Source organism: Pseudomonas sp. SW-3, from assembly GCF_016615645.1.
GTDB classification, from domain to species: Bacteria; Pseudomonadota; Gammaproteobacteria; order Pseudomonadales; family Pseudomonadaceae; genus Aquipseudomonas; species Aquipseudomonas mandelii.
The window spans coordinates 5113255-5134565 of record NZ_CP067098.1 but is presented as its reverse complement, the minus strand read 5'-3'; the positions used below and the strand labels follow the sequence as shown (position 1 = coordinate 5134565).

Here is a 21311-nt window from a genome sequence, read left to right as displayed (position 1 = left end):
CGAATGCCCAAACCTGTGCACCGGCAGTCTGAGCGTGAAAATGCTTCTGTGGCGAGGGAGCTTGCTCCCGCTGGGTGGCGAAGCCGCCCCAAACCCTCCATCCCGTTTTCGGCGCAAGGAGTGCGTCTGCCTGATTGCGACTGCTTCGCAGCCGAGCGGGAGCAAGCTCCCTCGCCACAAATGTATGTCCGGCGTAGGATACCCCCCTGATTTTCCAGTCTTGCTATCGGAGTTGCCCATGAGCGCCGTCAATCGCGCAGCGGTGGAAGCCGTCCTTCGCCAATACACCGACCCTTATCTGAACCAGGACCCGGTCAGCGCCGGGTGTGTGCGCAGCATCGACATCCAGGGCGATCGCGTCAGCGTGCAACTGGAACTGGGCTACGCCGCCGGTCTGTTCAAGAGTGGCTGGTCGCAAATGTTGCAAATGGCGATCGAAGGCCTCGACGGCGTGACGAGCGCTCGCGTTGACATCACCAGCGTGATCGCCGCGCACAAGGCCCAGGCGCAAATCCCGGGCCTGGCCAACGTCAAGAACGTGGTCGCCGTGGCGTCCGGCAAGGGCGGCGTGGGCAAGTCCACCACCGCCGCCAACCTCGCGCTGGCCCTGGCCCGTGAAGGCGCCAAGGTCGGGATTCTCGACGCGGACATCTACGGTCCGAGCCAGGGCATCATGTTCGGCATCCCCGAAGGCACCCGACCGAAGGTCAAGGATCAGAAATGGTTCGTGCCGATTGAATCCCATGGCGTTGAAGTGATGTCGATGGCGTTCCTGACCGACGACAACACGCCGATGGTCTGGCGTGGGCCGATGGTTTCCGGCGCATTGTTGCAACTGGTCACGCAAACCGCCTGGGGCGATCTGGATTACCTGGTCATCGACATGCCACCAGGCACCGGTGATATCCAGCTGACTCTGGCGCAGAAAGTCCCGGTGGCTGGCGCGGTGATCGTTACCACGCCGCAAGATCTGGCATTGCTGGACGCACGCAAGGGCGTGGAGATGTTCCGCAAGGTCAACATCCCGGTGCTCGGTGTGGTGGAAAACATGGCCGTGCACATCTGCTCCAACTGCGGGCATGCCGAGCATCTGTTTGGTGAGGGCGGAGGGGTGAAGCTGGCCAACCAGTATGGCGTCGAACTGCTGGCGTCGTTGCCGCTGGCAATGGCTATCCGTGAACAGGCCGATGGCGGCAAGCCAACGGTGATCGCCGAACCTGACAGCCCGATTGCCCTGGTGTACCAGGAACTCGCCCGCCACGTCGGCGCGCGGATTGTGTTGCAGGAAGCGGTGTCGCCGGCGATGCCGAACATCACCATCAGCGACGATTGATGGCCTGAAACACAACTAACTGTGGGAGCTAGCCTGCTAGCGATAGCGGATTCACATTCAACAAAAAGTTGACTGAACCCGCTCAATCGCTAGCAGGCTAGCGCCCACATTGATCTATGAGGCCTTAGATCCGCAGCCCGCCATCCATTTCCAGAATCCGGCCGGTGTAGTAGTCGTTCTCGAAAATGTACGCCGCCGAATGGGCGATCTCTTCCGGTTTGCCCATGCGCTTGAGCGGGATCCCGGCCGTCATCTTCTCCAGCGCTTCAGGCTTCATGCCCAACGTCATCTCGGTTTCGATAAAGCCCGGTGCAATGCCAGCCACGCGAATGCCATAACGTGCCAGTTCCTTGGCCCAGGTCACGGTTGCCGCGGCCACGCCAGCCTTGGCGGCGGAGTAGTTGGTCTGGCCGACGTTGCCGGCGCGGGAGATCGAGGAGATATTGATGATCGCGCCGCTGTTGTTCAGCTCGACCATTTTTGCCGCGACTTCACGGGTGCACAGGAACACGCCGGTCAGGTTGACGTCGATGACCGCCTGCCATTGGGCCAGGCTCATCTTGGTCATTTCGCCATCCTTGACCTTCAGCAGCAGGCCGTCGCGCAGGATGCCGGCGTTGTTGATCAATCCATGAATTGCGCCGAAATCTTCGGCCACCTGGGCGACCATGTGCGTCACTTGCTCTTCGTTGGCAACGTTGCACAGGTAAGCCCGAGCTTCTACGCCCTTGGCTTTGCACGCCGCGACGGTGTCGTCGAGCTTTTCCTGGTTCAGGTCCACTAGCGCCAGCTTCGCGCCTTTACCCGCGAAATACTCGGCCATGGAACGGCCTAAACCCTGGCAACCGCCAGTGATAATGATTACTTTGTCAGTGAGTTGCATTCGCATGCCCCAATAGCAGGTTCAGAGTGGTTTCCTTCCTAGAGGGCCTCTCGATCTGCACCTGATGTGGCCTGGTTGCACATGAGAACTGCCCCGATGGCGTACTGGAACTTATCCCCAGGCGCCTGTCCGTTTTTTCGACGGATTCTATATAAGGAGTCATAAATTGAGCGTTGAAGCGGCCAAGAATGCCCGAGAATTGCTTCTCAAGGAATACCGCGGGGTGCTGTCGACGCACTCCAAGTCGATGCCCGGTTTCCCGTTTGGCTCCGTGGTTCCGTATTGCCTGGACGAGCAGGGCCGGCCGCTGATCCTTATCAGCCGCATCGCCCAGCACACCCATAACCTGCAGAAAGATCCGAAATGCTCGCTTTTTGTGGGCGAACGTGAGGCTGACGATGTGCAAGCCGTTGGTCGCCTGACTTATCTCGCCGAAGCAGAAAAGCTCGAAGACGAGGCCTCGATCGAAGCGGCGGCCGAGCGTTACTACCGCTATTTCCCGGAGTCGCAGAGCTACCACAAGGCCCACGATTTCGATTTCTGGGTGCTCAAGCCTGTGCGTCACCGTTACATCGGCGGTTTCGGTGCGATTCACTGGGTCGACCAACTGACCCTGGCCAATCCGTTCGCCGGCAAAGCCGAACTGAGCATGGTCGAGCACATGAACGCCGATCACGCCAAAGCCATCGCCCACTACGTCGATTTGGCGGGGCTGCCGAAAACCGAGCCGGCGCAACTGGCGGGTATCGATAGCGAAGGCATGCACCTACGCATTGGCCAGGCCCTGTACTGGCTGCCGTTCCAGGCAACTTGTAATACGCCGACACAAGTGCGCGAAGCCTTGGTTTTCCTGGCTCACGCCGAGCATTGGCCGAAAAATGAAGTGGCTGACGCTTGAATTCACGAAACGGCGACGTCATCTAGGGAAGACTGGCAAGGCATTCTTGCGTTGAGGAACCATTTGATGCGCCCTTTTTTATTGCTCTTTGTACTGTTTCCGGTGTTGGAGCTGTTCGTATTCGTCAAGGTCAGCGGGGCCATCGGGTTTTTCCCGGCCCTGCTGCTGATCATTCTCGGCTCGATGCTCGGCGTGTTCGTGCTGCGCATCGCCGGTCTGGCCACTGCGTTGCGTGCGCGTGAAAGCCTGAACCGCGGCGAGTTGCCGGCCCAGACCATGCTCGAAGGCTTGATGCTGGCCCTGGCGGGCGGTCTGTTGATTCTGCCGGGCTTCGTCACGGACGTGCTGGGTCTGATCATGCTGCTGCCGATCTCCCGTCGACTGCTGGCCAATAAAATGCGCCAGCGCGCTGAAGAGGCAGCGATCCGCCAGCGGGCGTTTGCCGATGATCTTCAACCACGTGGCGGTCCTGCTCCGCAGCAGCCGCTGGGCCGCGAGCCGAACGTAATCGAAGGCGAGTTCGAACACCGCGATTCCAAGTAAAGCGTTTCAGCTGCACGGCACCTTCGGGTGCCGTGTTCGTTTTCGGGGCATTGATGCAAAAAAATTTCGATCCCCGCCCTTGTAATAAGCTTATGCGCCCTTATGTAACGGTCACCGCAAGGTTTCTGGCGATCACGCCAGACAGACTTCCGCGGTTCGCTTGACGAACCGCACCCGGCACCGCCGGATTTGTTAAACCCGCCGGGAATACACCGGCCGATGAAAACCACAATTAGGAGAGATCGACAATGAAGCTTCGTCCTCTGCATGACCGCGTCGTCGTCCGTCGCAGCGAAGAAGAAAAGAAAACCGCTGGCGGTATCGTCCTGCCAGGTTCGGCTGCTGAAAAGCCAAACCAGGGCGAAGTCCTCGCTGTAGGCCCGGGCAAAGTCCTGGACAACGGTGAAGTGCGTGCGCTGTCCGTGAAAGTGGGTGACAAGGTTGTGTTCGGCCCTTACTCCGGCAGCAACACTGTGAAAGTTGACGGCGAAGACCTGCTGGTCATCGGCGAGAGCGAAATCCTCGCTGTTGTCGAAGGCTGATTCCCCGCTCATTTTCCCGTTACTACAAAGTATTTAAGGAATATCGATCATGGCTGCTAAAGAAGTTAAATTCGGCGATTCCGCCCGCAAGAAAATGCTCGCCGGTGTCAACGTCCTGGCTGACGCAGTAAAAGCGACCCTGGGCCCTAAAGGCCGTAACGTGATCATCGAGAAGAGCTTCGGCGCTCCGACCATCACCAAGGACGGCGTGTCCGTTGCCAAAGAAATCGAGCTGAAAGATCGCTTCGAAAACATGGGCGCGCAGCTGGTCAAAGACGTTGCCTCCCGTGCCAACGATGACGCAGGCGACGGCACCACCACCGCTACCGTTCTGGCTCAGTCGATCGTCAACGAAGGCCTGAAAGCCGTCGCTGCCGGCATGAACCCGATGGACCTGAAACGCGGCATCGACAAAGCGACCATCGCTATCGTCAAAGAGCTGAAAGCCCTGTCCAAGCCTTGCGCTGACACCAAGGCCATCGCTCAGGTCGGCACCATCTCGGCCAACTCCGACAGCTCCATCGGCGACATCATTGCCGAAGCCATGGAAAAAGTCGGTAAAGAAGGCGTGATCACCGTTGAAGAAGGCTCGGGCCTGGAAAACGAACTGTCGGTTGTTGAAGGCATGCAGTTCGACCGTGGCTACCTGTCCCCGTACTTCGTCAACAAGCCAGAGACCATGACTGCCGAGCTGGACGGTCCGCTGATCCTGCTGGTCGACAAAAAGATCTCGAACATCCGCGAAATGCTGCCAGTCCTGGAAGCCGTTGCCAAAGCCGGCCGTCCACTGCTGATCGTGGCCGAAGACGTTGAAGGCGAAGCCCTGGCGACTCTGGTTGTGAACAACATGCGTGGCATCGTCAAAGTCGCAGCCGTCAAGGCTCCAGGCTTCGGCGACCGTCGCAAGGCCATGCTGCAGGACATCGCTGTTCTGACTGGCGGTACCGTCATCTCCGAAGAGATCGGCCTGAGCCTGGAAAGCACTACCCTGGAACACCTGGGTAATGCCAAGCGCGTGATCCTGTCCAAAGAAAACACCACCGTGATCGACGGCGCCGGCGTTGAAGCTGACATCCAGGCTCGCGTTCTGCAGATCCGTCAGCAAGTGGCTGACACTTCGTCCGACTACGACCGTGAAAAACTGCAAGAGCGTCTGGCCAAGCTGTCCGGCGGCGTTGCAGTGATCAAGGTTGGCGCCGGTTCCGAAGTTGAAATGAAAGAGAAGAAAGCCCGCGTTGAAGACGCCCTGCACGCTACCCGTGCAGCCGTTGAAGAAGGCGTGGTACCTGGCGGCGGCGTGGCACTGGTTCGCGCTCTGCAGGCAATCTCCGAGCTCAAAGGCGACAACGATGACCAGAACGTTGGCATCCAGTTGCTGCGTCGCGCTGTAGAAGCGCCACTGCGCCAGATCGTTGCCAACTCCGGCGACGAGCCAAGCGTTGTGGTCGACAAGGTCAAGCAAGGTTCGGGTAACTACGGTTACAACGCTGCGACCGGCGAATACGGCGACATGATCGAAATGGGTATCCTGGACCCGGCTAAAGTGACTCGTTCGGCTCTGCAAGCGGCTTCGTCGATTGCCAGCCTGATGATCACTACCGAAGCCATGATCGCTGAGATCAAGGAAGACGGCCCAGCGGGTGGCGGCATGCCAGACATGGGCGGTATGGGCGGCATGGGCGGCATGATGTAAGCCAGCCTTACCCCGTACATGAAAACCCCGCCGGTGATGAACCGGCGGGGTTTTTTATTGCCCGGCATAAAGTTGTGTGGTTTTTAAGGGCCTCTTCGCGGGCAAGCCTCGCTCCTACAGGTCCAGCGAAATCCCTGTAGGAGCGAGGCTTGCCCGCGAAGGCGTCAGTTCATACGCTAACCGGTTGTGCTTCGGACGCTTTCTCAGCCTTGGACGCCGGTCGATACAGGATGTAGTAGTAAGACCCCAGACAGATCAGCCAGCAGAAAATCGCCGTCCACACGTTATGCGAAAAGAAGTGCGCCCCCTGCATCATCCGGCTCACGGAAAACACCGTCCCCAGTGCAAATGCAAACACAAACGCCTGGCGCGCCAGACGCGGGCGACGGTCACGCAACACAAAAAACAGCGCGAACAAGGTAAACCCCGTCGCCGCATGACCCCCAGGCCAGCAACGCCCAGGCTTGTCGGTTTGCGGACGCGGGCTGAGCAGTTCGCTGTAGGTTTCGTGGCCGCCGAATTGCTCGAGGCTCCACGGGCATTGCACGGCCGTCACCGCTTTCACTGGGGTCACGAACGAGGTCGCCAGCGCCAGCGACATCACCAGGCAACCCAGTTCGCGTTTGAACGGCTTGAGCCTGGCGATGAAAAACGAGCCGATAAAGCCGATGATCGCAAACACCGAAAAGGCGATGACCAATTGCTTGGCTCGGTCATGCAGGATGTCTTCAAGGAAGTAACTGTGGCGTCCGATGAATTCCCCGGCGACCGGGTCGTAGAACAGTTTGGCCAGGTTCATGTCCAGAGACGTCAGCTCAAGCAGCACCAAACTGATCGCTGTGATAGCGGGCACACCCAGACACACCCAAAAGTTGAGCGGTCTGGAAGCGGGGCGGGCAGCGGTCGAAGCCATGGCAGTTCCTTGGTCGGTGAAGGGGTATGTAGTGCGCATCCGCGCGGAGTCTGAGCCCGGCGCTGTCATTGGCGTGTGAATCGATAGTGAAAAACTTGTTAAGCCTTCATCGGTTTTTCTATCGGATTGACAACTGCACGCAGTCCTAGCCCTGAGCCACACTTGGCCTTAAGCTGCGCGGGCCATGACGGCCGTTACTGTGTGCGGAGGAGGTGCCCATGCGAATTCTATTGGTTGAAGACAACCGCGATATCCTGGCCAATCTGGCCGATTACCTGGGGCTCAAAGGCTACACCGTGGATTGCGCGCAGGACGGTTTGTCAGGCCTGCACCTGGCGGCCACCGAGCACTATGACTTGATCGTGCTCGACATCATGTTGCCCGGCATTGACGGCTATACGCTGTGCAAACGCCTGCGCGAAGACGCCCGCCGCGACACGCCGGTGATCATGCTCACCGCGCGCGATCAGCTGGATGACCGGCTGCAGGGCTTCAAGTCCGGTGCCGATGACTACCTGATCAAGCCGTTCGCCCTGTCCGAACTGGCGGCGCGTATCGAAGCGGTCATGCGTCGTGCCCAGGGTGGCGGTCGACGCGCCTTGCAGGTGGGTGATCTGAGCTACGACCTCGATACCCTGGAGGTGACCCGCGAAGGTCGCCTGCTCAAGCTCAACCCGGTCGGCCTCAAGTTGCTGGCCGTGCTGATGCAGAAAAGCCCGCATGTTCTGCGCCGCGAAATTCTCGAAGAAGCCCTCTGGGGTGATGACTGCCCGGACAGCGACAGCCTGCGCAGCCACGTCCATCAACTGCGTCAGGTGATCGACAAGCCCTTCGCCAAGCCCTTGCTGCAAACCGTGCACGGTGTGGGTTATCGCTTGGCCGAGAGTCGCGATGGAGTTTAAGCAGAGCCTCGCTCAACGGATCATCATCGCCTTTGCGCTGATGAGTGCATTGGTGGCAGGCGCCTTCGCCATGGGCATTGTGGCGACCGTGCACCTGGTGGAAGAAAAGCTGATTTCAGCCGGGCTGGGTGGCGATCTTCAACGGCTCCTGCTGATGGACAGCGTCTCTGACTGGAGCCACCGCCCCGAGCCGGACCAGCTGTTCTATTTCAGCGGTGGGCCGGGGGACTTCGAGTTGCCCAAGGATTTACGGCATCTGGAGCCCGGTTTCCACGAGGTCTTTCGCGAGCAGCTGTCGTATCACGCGATGGTTGAAGTGGTCGATGGCCGGCGTTACGTACTGCTGCAGGATCAAAGCGATTTCGAAGAACGTGAGCGAGTGCTGTTTGCCGTGGTGCTGGTGGGCTTCGTACTGAGCCTGGCGCTGGCAGTCTTTCTCGGTTGGGTCCTGGCGCGCAAAGTGATGGCGCCGGTGGTGCGACTCGCCCGCCAGGTGCGTCACCGCGATCAATTGCTGGGGCTGGCGCCACCCCTGGCACCGGATTATGCCGCTGACGAAGTGGGCGAGCTGGCGGTTGCCTTCGATGCCACCCTTGGGCGGCTCCGCCAGGCATTGACCCGTGAGCGATTGTTTACCAGTGACGTCAGCCACGAACTGCGCACGCCCCTGATGGTGCTGGCCAGTTCCTGTGAGCTACTGTTGGAAAACCCCGGTATCGACCAGCGTGGCCATGCCCAGGTCGAGCGAATTGCCCGCGCGTGCGCCGAGATGCGCGAACTGGTGCAAACCTTCCTGATGTTGGCCCGGGCCCAGCGAGAAGACGCGAGCATGTCGCCGCAGCAGACGTTGAGCCAGGTCGCCGACGGGCTGCTCAACCAGTGGCGCGAACCGATCGAAGCCAAGGGGCTGAGCCTGATCTTCGAACCGGGTAATCCGCTGGACACCTGTTACAACGCAACCCTCTTGCACGCCGTCATGGGCAACCTGTTGCGTAACGCGCTGCATTACACCGAGCGCGGGTTTATCCGCTTGACCCTCACGGCCACAGGTTTCACGGTCGAGGACAGCGGTGTGGGCATTCCCGAGGAAAAACGCGAGGCAATGTTCGAACCTTTCGTTCGCGGCAGTGAAAAGCGCGGCGAGGGCCTGGGACTGGGGTTGTCGCTGGTGCAGCGGATTTGCGAGAACCAGGGCTGGAGCGTCAGCTTGACCAATATGGAACCTAATGGCTGTCGTTTTCAGGTGCAATTGAGCCAAAGCTAGCGGTTGCTTGAGCAGTCGGGGCTCCGAGCCATGCTGGTCAACTTGAAAAATCTTGTAATGATTCAACATTTCCTTAACAATTTTTTCACAAAGGTATGACCTGACACCGACACTACGCTACCTAAGGTGGGCGTCATCAGAAGTTCAGGAGACCTTAATGATGGACGGCCCGATCAAACTCGATTTTTCCGAGAAGTACGACGATCAACATGCACAAAGGTATTTGCAGAAGCACCAGGATGGTCTTGGTCGTAAGCTATCCCACTGGCGTGACGTGCAGTTGGCGCGAAAGGCGCTGAAGCTGGTCGGTGAGCCAGGGCTGGTCCTCGATTTGCCGTGCGGGGCAGGGCGTTTTTGGCCAATGCTGGCGGAGAAAGCCAATCGAGCGATCATCGGGGCCGACAACTCCGAGTCAATGTTGAAGATTGCAACCCAGGCGCAACCGGCTGACGTGGTGAAACGGGTACAACCCTTGCACACTTCCGCATTCGACATTGCTTTGCCCGACAACGCTGTCGACAGCATTTTCTGCATGCGTTTGCTGCATCACATCGGTGAAGCCGAGCATCGACTGGCCATTCTGCGCGAATTTGAACGAGTCACGCGTGACAGCGTGATCCTTTCGTTGTGGGTGGACGGCAATTTCAAGGCCTGGAAACGCAAGCGCTCAGAGAAACGGCGTGGGCAGGAAGGTTACCAAAACCGGTTTGTGTTACCGGCGGCCACGGTAGAAAAAGAGTTTGAACAAGCGGGGTTCCGTATTCAGGAACGATTGGACTTTTTACCGCTCTATGCCATGTGGCGAGTTTACGTATTACGCAAGAGGTAACAGGATGGCAGTGCAATGTGCAGCAGAGACGGACGTCGCCTCTCAGGACCGCTTCGACTATTTCTGGAATCAGCGCGGTGAATGGGTAGAAGAACCTAACGTCCGTCGCGGTGGAGAAAGTGGCGTGCAGCGGGTCATGGGCAACGATGGTCAGCTGCTCTACGCCAAGCGACAGACCGGACATATCTATCGCAGCTGGTTGCACCCCTTCGGTCGTCCGACCGTGTTGCGCGAGCGTGATGCGCTCATTGGCCTGCGCGCGCTTGGGGTGGGAGTTCCGGAAATCGTTTTCTGCGGCGCACAGCGCGACCCCGTGCACAAATGGCGCGCATTGCTGGTGACCAAGTCGCTGGACGGCTTCGAGGAAATCGAACACTGGTACGCCGGCGGCGGTCGCGAGCGTCACGGCGAGGCGGTGCATGACCGAGTCTTGAAGGACCTGGCCGAAAACCTGGCCCGCATGCACAAGGGCCGTTGGCAGCACAGTTGCATTTACATCAAGCACGTATTCGTACGGGTGACCGGTGAAGGCGAGTCGGCCAAGGTCGAAATCGCCTTGATCGACCTGGAGAAATGCCGGCAGCGCTTGACCGCCTATCGGGCGGCGGCTCACGACATGAAGCAGCTTCGTCGCCACTCGTCGTTCAGCACGGCGGACTGGCGCAAACTCGTCTACTTTTATGAGACGGCGTTTGGCAGCGCTATCAAAGGTTTATAGCAATGAAACTAGAAATTGCACGAGGTGTGTTTCTGATAGGAGCCTTGGCAGTTGCTTCATTGGCGGTGGCGGCGTGGGAGCAGCCCCGCACGCAAGTTCTCAGTTCAGTGAACGGTGACGCGCACTGTCCGTTGCCACGGGTTGCCAAGGCATCTGTGGCATCTCAACCCGATCATGATTTATTGCTGTTCATGTTCGGACTTTCTCAAGGAATGAGGCCGCAGAGTTGAACAGATTGAAGCCAAAATAAAAGGCCTCGCCAATGCGAGGCCTTTTTTTGTGCCGAATTTCAAGCCGTGCATGGCCCAAGGTGGGATGGAGCCTGCTCGCGATGACGGCGGCATAGTCAACATTGAGATGCCTGACACACCGCCATCGCGAGCAGGCTCGCTCCCAAATGGATTATGAGTGTTCTTTTGCGTCGGGTTTGGCCAGCAGGGTGTAGATGCACGGCAACACGAACAGCGTAAATAACGTCCCGATCGACATTCCGGTTGCGATCACCATGCCGATATCAAACCGGCTGACCGCGCCCGCGCCCGTGGCGATGATCAATGGCACCATGCCGAATACCATCGCCGCCGTGGTCATCAACACCGGGCGCAGCCGGATTGCAGCAGCTTCTTCCACAGCTTCGCGAGGTGTCAGGCCTTTCTCTCTGCGCAGCTGGTTGGCGAACTCGACGATCAGGATCCCGTGCTTGGTGATCAGGCCGATCAAGGTCACCAGGCCCACTTGGGTATAAATGTTCATGCTCGACCAACCCAGGAACAGTGGAATCAACGCGCCACAGATCGACAGCGGCACTGTCACCAGAATCACCAGCGGGTCACGGAAGCTCTCGAACTGGGCCGCGAGGACCAGGAAAATGATCGCCAGCGCCAGGGCGAAGGTCACCCACAGCGCGCTGCCTTCCTGGACATATTGGCGCGAGGCGCCGGCGTAATCCATGGCAAAACCGGCCGGCGCTTCTTCCAGCGTAATCTGGCGCACGACATCGATGGCTTCGCCCATGCTGACCAGCGGCACACCTGACAGGATGGCCGAGTTGAGCTGCTGGAACTGGTTCAACTGCCGTGGACGCGCCCGATCGCTGACGGTGATCAGGGTCGACAGGGCCAGCAGTTGGCCTTGGTTGTTTTTCACGTAGTAGTTGTTCAACCAGTCCGGGTTGTCGCGGAACGGTCGTTCGACCTGAGCGATGACCTTGTAGCTACGACCCTCAATGGTGAAGCGGTTGATTTCCGCCTGTCCCAGCAATGTGGCCAGTGTTCCGCCCAGGTCCTGCATGGACACGCCCATCTGCGCGGCCTTGGCGCGATCGATGTCCACGACGACTTCGGGTTTGTCGAAGGCCAGGTCGACATCGACAAAGGCGAACTTGCCGGACTCCATCGCCCGTTTTTTCACCCGGTCCATCACTTGCAGCAGCGCTTCGTAATCGTTGGCCGTGTTGATGACGAACTGAAACGGCAACCCTTCACCCGTGCCGGGCAACGAGGGCAGGTTGAAGCCGAAGACCTGCAGTCCGGCAATGCCCTCCAGTTTGCGCTGGACCTCGGGCAGGATGGCCATCTGCGTGCGGTCGCGCTCATTCCACGGTTTGAGCAGGAAACCGCCAATCCCCGATTGCACGCCGTTGAATCCATTGATCTGGAACGAAGAGTAGTACTCGGGAAACTCCTTGAAGATCGTGATGAATTCGTCAGTGTAAGTGTTCAGGTAATCGAGGTTGGCCGGTTGCGGGGCGTTGGCCAGCATGAAAATGATGCCCTGATCTTCATCGGGCGCCAGTTCCGACTTGGTGAACTTGAGCAGCACCGGAATCAGGCACAGCACAATCACCGCAAACACCAGGACCACCGGCCGGGTGTTGAGGGTGCCGTGGAGCATGCTTTGGTATCGGCGCTTGAGGCCTTCAAAAATCAGGTCCAGGCGGTGCGCGAGGCCGCTGGGATTTTCGTCGTGGCGCAGGAGCAAGGCACACATCATCGGCGACAGGGTCAACGCGACCACGCCGGAAATCACCACCGCACCGGCCAGCGTCAGGGCGAACTCCTTGAACAGCGCCCCCGTGAGCCCGGTCAGAAAACCGATGGGCGCATACACTGCCGCCAGGGTGATGGTCATCGAAACCACCGGCATGGCGATTTCCCGGGCACCTTCGATGGCCGCATCCAGCGGCTTCTTGCCTTCCTCGATGTGTCGGTGAATGTTCTCCACCACCACAATGGCATCATCCACCACCAGCCCGATCGCCAGCACCATCGCCAGCAGTGTCAGCAGGTTGATCGAGTAGCCCATCATCTGCATGAAGAACATCACGCCGATCATCGACAGCGGAATGGTGACCACCGGGATCACCACCGAACGCAGCGCCCCGAGAAACAGAAACACCACCACGATCACGATCAGCACGGCTTCGAAGAGGGTTTTCACCACTTCATCGATTGAGGCCTGGATGAACAGCGTGGCGTCGTAGGCGATTTCCCCCTTGAGGTTCGGCGGCAACTGGGCTTCCAGCTCCGGCATGATCTTGCGCACTTCCTTGATCACGTCCAGCGGGTTGGCGCCCGGCGTGGCCTTGATGCCGATGTACACCGAAGGAGTGCCACCGAACGAACTGATCGAGTCGTAGTTTTCCGCGCCCATCTCGACCCGCGCCACATCGCTGAGCAGCACCCGGCTGTCACCCTCGACCTTGAGCGGAATCGCAGCGAACGCTTCAGCGGACTTGAGTTCGGTGTTGGCATTGATGCTGGTGACGACGTACTCGCCTTTCACTTCACCGGCCGCAGAGAGGAAGTTGTACTGGCGCACCGCGTTGGTCACGTCGCTGGCGGCCAGGCCGAAACCGGCCAGCTTTACCGGGTCCAGCCACAGGCGCATGGCGAACACCTGGTTGCCGAGAATCTCGGCTTCGGCCATGCCCGGCAGAGTCGCCAGTTTTGGCTGGATGACCCGCGACAGGTAATCGGTAATCTGCGGGTTGCTCAGCTCCTTGCTGAAGAAACTGATGTACATGAGGGCCGAGGCGTCGGCGGCTTCCTTGCTCAGCACCGGGTCTTCGGCGTCCTGGGGCAGCCGGTTCTTCACCTCGTTGGCCTTGGCCAGCAGCTCGGTGAACAGGCGGTCGCTGTTGGAGCCGATGCGCGCGTAGATCGAGATCACCGAGAAGTTCTGGCGACTGACCGAGGTCATGTAGTCGATGCCCTCGGCGCTGGCCAGGCTTTGCTGCATCGGTTGGGTGATGTAGCCCTGGATGGTTTCGGCGTTGGCCCCGGGGTACGCCGTGGTGACCGTGATCAGGGCGTTTTCCATTTGCGGGTATTGGCGCAGCGGCAGCTTGCTCCAGGCCTGGAAGCCCAGCAGCACAATCAACAGGCTGACCACGGTGGCGAGCACCGGGCGGCGGATGAACGGATCGGTAAAAGCCATGAGGATTCCTTGATCAGTCAGTACGTGGCTGACTGTTCTTATCGGTCAGGGTCTTGTCGTCGCTGATGGCAATGTGTGCGCCGTTGTCCAGTTTGATCTGACCGGCCGTGACCACTTTTTCGCCGTTCTGCAAGCCTTTGGTAATCACCACCAGCCCGTCGCGGCGCTCGCCGGTTTCGATGAAACGCCGTTCGGCGATCAGGATCGGCTGGCCCTTGTCGTCTTTTTCGAGGCTGCCGTCTTCGGCTTTTTTCTGCGCGACGACGTAGAGCGAGTTGCCGTACAGCGTGTACGTGATCGCGCTTTGCGGCACGACGATGCGCGGCTGCGGGTCGGGCAGCATCACCTGCAGGCTGGCGTACATGCCCGGCAGCAGATTGCCGTCGGGGTTGGCCAGGGTCGCGCGGACCTGAACATTGCGGGTGCTGTTTTCGACTTTCGGGTTGATCGCGCTGATGGTGCCGGGGAAGGTCTGTGTCGGGTAGGCCGAGACAATGATTTGCACCGACTGGCCGACGCCGATCTTCGGCACCGACTGCTCGGGCACGAAAAAGTCGACGTAGAGGCTGCTGAGGTCTTGCAGGGTGGCGATCATGGTGCCGCTGGCGAGATAGTCACCGATGTCCACCTGACGAATACCGATGGTCCCGCTGAACGGTGCGAGCAAGCGTTTTTTGGCCAGCGCCGCCTTGAGCTGATTCACCGTGGCCCGGCTCTTTTTCAATATCGCCGAGAGCCGGTCAAACTCGCCTTTGGAAATGGCCTGGCTGCCCACCAATTGGCTGCCGCGACCGTAATCGAGCTGCGCCAACCCCAGGTCGGCTTGAGCGGTTTCGAGCAGGGCGGTTTCTACCACGCTATCAAGCAGAAGCAGCGGTTGGCCGGCCTTGACCTTCTGGCCTGACTCGAACTGCAAATCGATGACGGTGCCGTCGGTCTCCAGGCTCAGGTCCACGCCTTGCAGCGCCTTGAGGGTGCCGACGCTTGGCAGGCGAGCTTGCCACGGACGTTCCACGGCAGTGGTCGCGGCGACACTGATCGGCGGTTTCGGCGCGGAAAAGCCTTGAATCATCGTGTAGATGGAGAAGGCTTTATAACCGGCCAGGATCAGCACGATCAGCAGAACAACACCCAACATGATCAGCATGCGGCGACGCAGCATATTTCCACTTCCTTGGAGAAAATCAGGTGAGACAGTGGGGCACATTATCTGAGTCGCAGGTTGATTCCAACTGGAAGAAATTACAGGCGAGGCCTTCGAGCGCCTGTCACTCAAGGGGACTAACGAACGATGAATAACCTGTGGCGAGGGAGCTTGCTCCCGCTGGACTGCGCAGCAGTCCCATTTTGGGGCCGCTTCGCAGCCCAGCGGGAGCAAGCTCCCTTGCCACAGGAAACGGGCTCAGATGAGGTGAAGGTGGTTATCCCAAAGCCCCGCCGGAAGCTCCAATGGTTTTGCAACCAGCGTTGTCTGACGGCAATCGTAATACCGGCATCGGCCCTGACCCGAGGTCACGACAAACCCGTCAGCCACGGCGCCAACCCCGGCGCAATCGGGAAGCGGCGCATCCAGGCGCACTTCACCGCTGTCCAGGTCCCAGATGAAAAAGCGGTTGCCGCGCGGCGCAGTCAACGCGACCAATCGCAAGTCACTGTGGACTGCCACGCTGGCGGTGTAATGCCCCATCGCCTGCAACTGATGTTCAGGCACCGCAAACGCCACGAACGGTTGGCCCGGACGCTTGATCGCCAGCAACTCTGAGGACTCGTGGGACGGCCCCATGAATTGCTGGCCGGCGACGATGGTGCCATCGCTGGCGATCCCCAGGTGACGCACGCTGTTCATCTGCTGGGCGAGGGTTTCCTTGCTCAGCAGGGTGCCGTCGCGTTGCATCAATACCAGGCTCGGCTCCATGGCGTTGAGGTTCATCTCGACCCGGCTTTCAGCCTCGGTGCGAATGCCGCCGTTGGCCACCACCAGCGTCTCGCCGTCTGGCATCCACGACACCTGATGGGGGCCGATGCCATGGGTGGATATCTCGCCGCTGTGCACCAGCCGTTCACCTTCGAACTTATACACCCCCAACAGTCCGCGACCCGGATCGGAGGTGTCGTTTTCGGTGGCGTACAGCCAGTCGCCGCTCTTGTGAATCACCGCGTGCCCGTAGAAATGCCGGTTGGGCAGCGAGGCCACGGTTTGCAGCAGCGCGCCGTCGCGCAGGTCGATCAGATAGCTTTCGGTGCCCGGACGTCGTGCGACGAACAGCGCAATCGGCAGCGTCGGGTGGTTGATGATGTCGTGGCAACGCTGCCCGACCTGGGTGGCGAACACCCGGGTGCCGTCCAGCCGATAACCGACGGCGTAATGCTTGCCGTCGCCATCGTCCCGCGCCGAAAGCAGCAGCGGGCTCTTGTCCTTTTGTTTGAACAGCGTCCAGCCGCCCAGTGTCACTGCTCCCAGCAGCAAACTACCTAAAGTCAGAGCCTGACGTCGCAGCATGGCACTTGCCCTCATCAGTCACCGTCGTTGGCGTTGAAGCCCAGTTGGATGCCCAGCGCCTTGGCCAGTTCGCCTTCGTGCAGGCGATGGACGACGTTGAGGCTGTCGTAGATATCGTTGAGTTGCTGGCGGCCGGCATCGTCGTTGAGCATCTCGGTCAGCGAACGCTGGTTGCTGGCGAACAGTTTCAGGGACGCGGCGTAAGCGGCGTCGATCTTGTCGGCCAACGGTTTTTGCTCACTCGGCAACAGGCCGCGCAGGCCTTTGTTGTCGACGCCTTCCCACACGGTTTTGGCGGCTGCGAGACTGGCTTCAAGGCCGGCCAGGGACGACTGGCTGCGCCAGGCATCGGCCTGGAACGGTTGCGGCACGCCCTTGCTCTGACGGCCCATCGGCGTACCGAGTTTTTTCTTCAAGGTGTCGAGGGCGGTGACCTGGACGCGCAGCAGGTCGGCGATGGCTTCGTGGGAGTCGGCGTAGCGCTGGTTCGGGAACTTGCTCATCTGCGCGAGCATGCCGTCGGTGTTATTCCAGCTTTGCAGAATCTCTTCGGCCAGCAGTTTCTGACGCTCGCCAATCGCCTTCAACAGTGGGCAGTACTTGGCTTTTAGCGCGTCGTTGGCCACGTCCGGCTTGCTGTCGAACAGGATGTATTCATAGGCCGAGAGGCCTTGAACCACGACGCTGGACTTGGCCAGGGCGGCGGCATCGATCTGCGGCTGCGCGGTGACCAATTGCTCGACCTGACGGCCCACCAGGTTTTTCTTGTCCGGCCAGAACTGCACCTGCCAGGCGCGATTGCCTTCGGCCAGCGGCCCGATCAGCAGCGGTTGCAGCTCGGCCCAGGCTTTCTGCGCGTGCAGGAAGTCGGCGCGGGCGGTGTCGAGGTTTTCCTTGCCTTCGCAATAGGCGAGGGCGCTGACGGCCAATTGGCGGTCGGCTTCAACCCAGCGGGTGTACGTTGGCAGGATCACCGATTTGGCGATGGCGGCCGAGGTGACGGCTTGCGGGTCCTGTGGCGAGCAAGCGCCGAGGGCGAGTGCTGCGAGGCTGGTGAACAACAATTTGGGACGGAACATGTCGGGCTCCCGCTATGGAATACGTATTAAAGGGAATTCAAAAACGCCAGCAACGCAGCGCGCTGCTCGGCATTGAAAGACAAAACCTGTTGCTGGGCCGCTTTCGCTTCGCCGCCATGCCAGAGCACGGCTTCGAGCAGATTGCGCGCGCGGCCGTCATGCAAGAACTGGGTGTGGCCACTGACCGCTTGCGTCAGTCCGATGCCCCACAACGGTGGGGTGCGCCAGTCGCGGCCACTGGCCTGGAATTCGCTGCGGTTGTCGGCCAGGCCGTCGCCCATGTCGTGCAGCAGCAGATCGCTGTAAGGGCGAATCACTTGATTGGCCAGTTCAGGTTCGGCGGCGTTGGCGGCGGTGGTGTATTTCGGTGTGTGACAGGACTGGCATCCGGCCTGGAAAAACAGGTTCTTGCCGGCCAGCACTTCGGGCGCATTGACGTCGCGACGAGCCGGTACAGCCAGGTTGCGGCTGTAGAACAGCACCAGGCGCAGGATGTTATCGCTGACTTCCGGCTCGCCATTCGGGCCGTTGCCGGTCGGCGCCTGTTTGCAGGCTGTTTGCGCCTCGGTGCAGTCGTCGAAGGGGCGCAGGCTGGTGGTCAGGCCCATGTCACCGGAGAACGCGTGAACGTTCTGCTGATTGAGGTTCGGTTGCCCGGCCTTCCAGCCAAAGCGGCCGAGAACGGTCTTCTGCTGCACGTCGTCCCAGACCCGGTTCGGTCGCCCGGCGATGCCGTTTTTGTCCTTGGCCTGAGCCTCGGCGTTGGCCAGGATCGCTTCGTCGGGGATGGCTTCGAGCAAGCCCAGGCCAATCATCGGCGGGGCAACGCGTGCCGAGAAACGGGTGTCGGGGTGCATCGGGCCGTAACCCAGTTGAGTGATGTTCAGGCTGGGCTTGCGCAACTCGATTTCGGTGCCGTCCTTGAAGCGGACCGGAACGGGGGTGTAATCGACCCGCACTTTGCCTTCCGGGGTCACGCCGGGTATGGCCATGTCCTGGAACTGGCCGCCGTAGACCGGCTCCGGGACCACGCCGAGCTGCTCGATGACGTTGGCATAGGCCGGTGCATTCGGGATCGACAGGCGCACCAGCATCGATACCGCGTTCGCCGCATCGGGCGTCGGCGGATGACCGCGACCGTCCTTGATGTGACAGCCCTGACAGGCGTTGGTATTGAACAGCGGACCGAGGCCGTCCCGGGCGGTGGTGGTCGAAGGGGCGATCACCCAAGGGTTGCGGAAGAAACTGTTGCCGACGCTGAAATCCACGCGCCGTGACGGCGACAGGTTCGCGGAGGGCAGTGAGAACGCATTTTGATCGGTCTTGCGCACAGTCGCCGCGCCACCGGACCGGGCTTCACCGGGTTCGGCCTTGGTAAAACGCGGGGCGTCATCGCAGGCACTCAGGCCCAGGGCCAGAAACAGTGCGGACAAGCGAAGAAGCAGCGAGGGCATCAGACATCCTGCAAGACGAGCAAAACAAGGGCGCAAAGTCTAACAGGGCAAGGGAGTTTGAATAAGAGGAATTATCGTTTGGTTGATGTGGGGCAGGTTTTCACAGGGGACCGAGGCGCCGCCATCGCAATCAGCCTCGCTCCCACGGGTTCAGCGCAGCCCCTGTAGGAGCGAGGCTTGCCCGCGAAGGCGGTATTGAATTCAACATGGAGGGAGACTGACACGGCGCCTTCGCGAGCAGGCTCGCTCCCACGGGTTCAGCGCAGCCCCTGTAGGAGCGAGGCTTGCCCGCGAAGGCGGTATTGAATTCAACATGGAGGGTGACTGACACGGCGCCATCGCGAGCAGGCTCGCTCCCACGGGTTCAGCGCAGACCCTGTAGGAGCGAGGCTTGCCCGCGAAGGCGGTATTGAATTCAACATGGAGGGTGACTGACACGGCGCCTTCGCAAGCAGGCTCGCTCCCACGGGTCCAGCGCAGCCCCTGTAGGAGCGAGGCTTGCCCGCGAAGTCGGTATTGAATTCAACATGGATGGTACTGACACGGCGCCTTCGCGAGCAGGCTCGCTCCCACAGGTTCAGCGCAGACCCTGTAGGAGCGAGGCTTGCCCGCGAAGGCGGTATTGAATTCAACATTGATGGTGACTGACACGGCGCCATCACAAGCAGGCTCGCTCCTACAGTGGTCAGTGTCAGGCAGGCATGAAAAAGGCGACCCGAAGGTCGCCTCTTTAGTCACTCAGCCAGCGTTGATCAGAATTCGTGATCAGCGTTGTCCGGGTTCAGGTCGCTGATACCCAGTTTGCCAGCGGCGGCTTCGATCGAACCGGTCTGCTTGACCAGGGCGGCGATGGCGTCGCGCACGATCTGGTTGCCAGCGGTGTTACCGGCGGCGATCAGCTGGTCGTAGTGCTCACCCTTGTTGGCGTGATCGACGATGACCTGCATCTTGGCTTCGGTTGCAGCCAGGTCGGCTTTCAGCGCGGTGTCGGCAGCCGGGTCGGCTTTGGCCACCAGGGACGACAGGCTGGCGCCGGTCATTTTGGTGCCGTCTGCGCGAGTGTATTCGCCCAGGTACACGTTGCGGATACCCTTGGCATCGTAGAACTGCGAGTTATGGGTGTTGTCGCTGAAGCAATCGTGTTCGTCTTCAGGGGAGTTGGCTTCCAGGGAAACCTTCATGCGCTCGCCCGCCAGTTCGCCCAGGGACAGGCTGCCCATACCGAACAGCATTTTGCGCAGTCCCGAATCAACCGGCTCCGCTTCCAGGGTGGCGCGATAGTTGTCGGCCACGTTCGGCTTCCAGTTACCGACCATTTCTTCCAGGTCGCTGACCAGCAGCTGGGTCACGGACTTCAGGTAAGCGCGGCGACGATCGTTGTGACCGCCGGTGGCGCCTTTGCCTTCCAGGTAGTCGGAGGCTGGACGGTTGCCGGCGCCAGGGCCGGTGCCGTTCAGGTCCTGGCCCCAAAGCAGGAATTCGATGGCGTGGTAGCCGGTGGCGACGTTGGCCTCCGAACCGCCCAGTTCGTTCAGGCTGGCGAGTTTTTCCGGGGTGATGTCTTTGACGTCGATCTTGTCTTCGCCGACCTGCACCTGAGTGTTGGCGATGATGTTGGCTGTGGCGCCCGGGTTACCCAGTGCGTGTTCGTAGGATTTGTCGACGTAGTCGATCAGGCCTTCGTCCAGTGGCCAGGCGTTCACCTGACCTTCCCAATCGTCGATGATGGTGTTGCCGAAGCGGAACACTTCGCTCTGCAGATAAGGAACGCGGGCAGCCACCCAGGCAGCCTTGGCGGCTTTCAGGGTGTCGGCGTTCGGCTTGGCGAGGAAGGCGTCGACGGCGGTTTGCAGGGTTTTCGCGGTGGATTCGGCATCGCTGTAAACGGCGTAGACGATGTCGGCGTAGTGCGCGACAACGGCTTTGGCGGCGGCTTCGTCGACTTTGCTGGTAGCGGCCGGGGCGGCAGCTGGAGCCGCAGCGGTGCTGGCGGCCGGCGTCGGCGTAGCGGCGTTCTTGTCTTTGCCTTCGCCACAACCGGCGAGGGAAATAGCGATGGCCAACAGACTGGCGGTAGCCAGAGGCATACGAATCATGGCGAACATCCTGCTTCGAGAGGGGGGTATGGCGCAGCGAGTGCGCAAAACTGCGACATAATGCAAATCTTTCGCATTATCTGTAAAGGGTTGTAGCTGGAAATATTTCTTATTCGTACAAGCGTTGTGTCGTGGATCAAAAAACATCGCAGCCCCGTTTCACTCGACAGCGGCTACAAGCACACGGACCCGTAGTAGCTGTTGAGTGGAACAAGGCTGCGATTGT

Annotated in this window: 18 protein-coding genes; 10 read left to right on the top strand and 8 right to left on the bottom strand. The window is 60.1% G+C overall.

Features of this window, described 5'->3' with window-relative positions:
• The first annotated feature begins 238 nt into the window (after positions 1–238).
• On the top strand, positions 239–1333 hold the full coding sequence (apbC, locus tag JIO00_RS23130; protein ID WP_010457651.1) for an iron-sulfur cluster carrier protein ApbC: 1095 nt from the start codon (positions 239–241) through the stop codon (positions 1331–1333).
• A 124-nt stretch (positions 1334–1457) separates the two neighbouring features.
• On the opposite strand, the gene JIO00_RS23125 is transcribed toward apbC, so the two are convergent.
• Entirely contained in the window at positions 1458–2216 is a 759-nt protein-coding gene (locus tag JIO00_RS23125; protein ID WP_077749886.1) for an SDR family oxidoreductase, read from the bottom strand.
• A 166-nt stretch (positions 2217–2382) separates the two neighbouring features.
• On the opposite strand from JIO00_RS23125, the gene JIO00_RS23120 reads away from it, so the two are divergent.
• The 4 genes from JIO00_RS23120 (at position 2383) to groL (ending at position 5892) form a co-directional block, all read left to right on the top strand.
• A complete protein-coding gene (locus JIO00_RS23120) occupies positions 2383–3114 on the top strand; it encodes a HugZ family pyridoxamine 5'-phosphate oxidase (protein WP_169857910.1) in 732 nt (243 codons plus the stop codon).
• A 66-nt stretch (positions 3115–3180) separates the two neighbouring features.
• Positions 3181–3657, top strand: coding sequence for an FxsA family protein (locus tag JIO00_RS23115; RefSeq protein ID WP_010457646.1), 477 nt, complete (start codon positions 3181–3183; stop codon positions 3655–3657).
• Between the two features lie 248 nt (positions 3658–3905).
• The gene (locus JIO00_RS23110) at positions 3906–4199 is read left to right on the top strand and encodes a co-chaperone GroES (protein WP_007948593.1); all 294 of its coding nucleotides are present in this window, start codon (positions 3906–3908) and stop codon (positions 4197–4199) included.
• Positions 4200–4248: 49 nt separating this feature from the next.
• Entirely contained in the window at positions 4249–5892 is a 1644-nt protein-coding gene (gene groL / locus JIO00_RS23105; RefSeq protein WP_008155543.1) for a chaperonin GroEL, read from the top strand.
• Between the two features lie 169 nt (positions 5893–6061).
• Here groL and JIO00_RS23100 read toward each other — a convergent pair whose 3' ends face one another.
• On the bottom strand, positions 6062–6805 hold the full coding sequence (locus tag JIO00_RS23100; protein ID WP_083375857.1) for a phosphatase PAP2 family protein: 744 nt from the start codon (positions 6803–6805) through the stop codon (positions 6062–6064).
• Positions 6806–7023: 218 nt separating this feature from the next.
• On the opposite strand from JIO00_RS23100, the gene colR reads away from it, so the two are divergent.
• The 5 genes from colR (at position 7024) to JIO00_RS23075 (ending at position 10748) form a co-directional block, all read left to right on the top strand.
• Positions 7024–7707: a two-component system response regulator ColR gene (gene colR / locus JIO00_RS23095; protein WP_010457636.1), complete on the top strand. Its 684-nt coding sequence runs from the start codon at positions 7024–7026 to the stop codon at positions 7705–7707.
• Positions 7697–8971 carry a sensor histidine kinase gene (locus tag JIO00_RS23090; RefSeq protein WP_145308548.1) on the top strand — a complete coding sequence of 425 codons (1275 nt, stop codon included), beginning with the start codon at positions 7697–7699 and terminating at the stop codon, positions 8969–8971. Before colR ends, JIO00_RS23090 begins: the two co-directional genes overlap by 11 nt.
• A gap of 160 nt (positions 8972–9131) precedes the next feature.
• Positions 9132–9800: a class I SAM-dependent methyltransferase gene (locus JIO00_RS23085; RefSeq protein WP_077749907.1), complete on the top strand. Its 669-nt coding sequence runs from the start codon at positions 9132–9134 to the stop codon at positions 9798–9800.
• Positions 9801–9804: 4 nt separating this feature from the next.
• On the top strand, positions 9805–10518 hold the full coding sequence (locus JIO00_RS23080; RefSeq protein WP_077749883.1) for a lipopolysaccharide kinase InaA family protein: 714 nt from the start codon (positions 9805–9807) through the stop codon (positions 10516–10518).
• 2 nt (positions 10519–10520) lie between these two features.
• Positions 10521–10748, top strand: coding sequence for a hypothetical protein (locus JIO00_RS23075; RefSeq protein ID WP_077749882.1), 228 nt, complete (start codon positions 10521–10523; stop codon positions 10746–10748).
• Positions 10749–10920: 172 nt separating this feature from the next.
• Here JIO00_RS23075 and JIO00_RS23070 read toward each other — a convergent pair whose 3' ends face one another.
• The 6 genes from JIO00_RS23070 to JIO00_RS23045 form a co-directional block, all read right to left on the bottom strand.
• Positions 10921–13956, bottom strand: a complete 3036-nt coding sequence (locus JIO00_RS23070) for a multidrug efflux RND transporter permease subunit (protein ID WP_010457628.1) — start codon at positions 13954–13956, stop codon at positions 10921–10923.
• Between the two features lie 13 nt (positions 13957–13969).
• Entirely contained in the window at positions 13970–15118 is a 1149-nt protein-coding gene (locus JIO00_RS23065; protein ID WP_010457626.1) for an efflux RND transporter periplasmic adaptor subunit, read from the bottom strand.
• A 240-nt stretch (positions 15119–15358) separates the two neighbouring features.
• Positions 15359–16456 (bottom strand): DUF1513 domain-containing protein, encoded by a 1098-nt coding sequence (locus tag JIO00_RS23060; RefSeq protein WP_154501502.1) that lies wholly within the window; start codon positions 16454–16456, stop codon positions 15359–15361.
• Between the two features lie 14 nt (positions 16457–16470).
• The gene (locus JIO00_RS23055; protein ID WP_200666901.1) at positions 16471–17535 is read right to left on the bottom strand and encodes an imelysin family protein; all 1065 of its coding nucleotides are present in this window, start codon (positions 17533–17535) and stop codon (positions 16471–16473) included.
• Positions 17536–17561: 26 nt separating this feature from the next.
• Entirely contained in the window at positions 17562–18989 is a 1428-nt protein-coding gene (locus tag JIO00_RS23050; protein ID WP_102594591.1) for a di-heme oxidoreductase family protein, read from the bottom strand.
• A 752-nt stretch (positions 18990–19741) separates the two neighbouring features.
• Positions 19742–21085 (bottom strand): imelysin family protein, encoded by a 1344-nt coding sequence (locus tag JIO00_RS23045; RefSeq protein ID WP_010457619.1) that lies wholly within the window; start codon positions 21083–21085, stop codon positions 19742–19744.
• Between the last annotated feature and the right edge of the window lie 226 nt (positions 21086–21311).